Annotated in this window: 1 protein-coding gene and 1 pseudogene; both read left to right on the top strand. The window is 55.8% G+C overall.

Annotated elements, in window-relative coordinates; genetic code table 11:
• Nucleotides 1-864: hypothetical protein (locus BM125_RS20075; RefSeq protein ID WP_245779006.1), on the top strand; the 864-nt coding region annotated here is incomplete at its 5' end.
• 2 nt (nucleotides 865-866) lie between these two features.
• Nucleotides 867-1,141: pseudogene (locus BM125_RS19605) on the top strand (hypothetical protein); the annotation flags it as partial.

Genomic DNA, 1,141 nt, shown 5'->3' with positions numbered 1-1,141 from the left:
CCTCGGCTGAGAGCGCGGATCGTCGCGTTGGGCGTCACCTCACTCTTCGCCTTCTACGCCTTTACCACCGCATTGCGTGCATTGGAGTGGTCGGATCCTCTGCGCCTGGTTATGGCCGAAGCCAGCAAACGTCCACTTTCCCCCGACGCGCAATTTGCACGCGCCGACATGATGCTGCGTCGTCTTCGCCGCGCAGACGGCACTCCGCCCACTGACGATGCAATTCATGCACTCGATAGCGCCAGGAAGCTGCCCGGCGCGGGCATTCTTTTCGAGCAACTTCTGATTACGACTCAAGCAAAACGCCATATGCCGATCAACCCGGCATGGTGGGTGGATCTTGTCGAAAAATTGAAATCAAGACCGGCAAATGCGTCGGATGCACGTTCGTTGGCGCTACTGAACAGCTGTTTTCTCGAGCATATCTGCGAGGAAAATATCTCTGCACTGAAGGACGCATATGCCGCAGCCATGTCGCACGGAAATCCACGAGCGACACTACTTTCCGTTCACGCAGAATTCGCCTGGCATTTGCTTGGAGACAAGTTGCAGGGGGAGCGTGATATTCGGGCCGCAGTGGACGCAGCACCCAGTGACGTAAATGCTCGCCGAAACCTGTTCGTGGCGCTTCTTGCAACGAATCAATTGTCTGCGGCCAAAGCGGAGTTGACCGTATTGAAGTCAAAGAACTGGTTCGGCTTGTACGACTCCATGATTCTTTCCCTGGAGAGCGCTTTGTCAGCTCAGGAGGGCAGAACAGAACCCTCGCTCGATCAGGCATCTCCCGAATCGTCCAATAGAGGCTCCGATCTTTCGCCGCACGAATCGGTAGCGTCCGATGGCGTAACCATTGGAAGCAGTTGAAAATGCAGAATTACTTCCCGCGCGTCCCTGGAGTTCAGCTAGCGTTCTTCGGCGCACTTCTAATTACCGCTCTCGTCTATTGGTCAGGCCTGGCTGGCTCGTTCGTACTGGACGACATGGATTTTCTGGTAGTCAATCGTGCAATTCGCGTGACATCCCTCGATCTATCCGACTGGATTGCGGCGGCGATGTCGTTTCCATCCGGATCCCACCAGGGACGCTGGCTCGGCATGCTGAGCTTCGCCGCAAACCACTATTTCACCGGCATGGATCCGTA

The sequence above is a fragment of the Dokdonella immobilis genome, assembly GCF_900115085.1.
GTDB lineage: Bacteria > Pseudomonadota > Gammaproteobacteria > Xanthomonadales > Rhodanobacteraceae > Dokdonella > Dokdonella immobilis.
The sequence above is the reverse complement of the archived record's forward strand: the minus strand, read 5'-3'. Positions and strand labels throughout refer to the sequence as shown.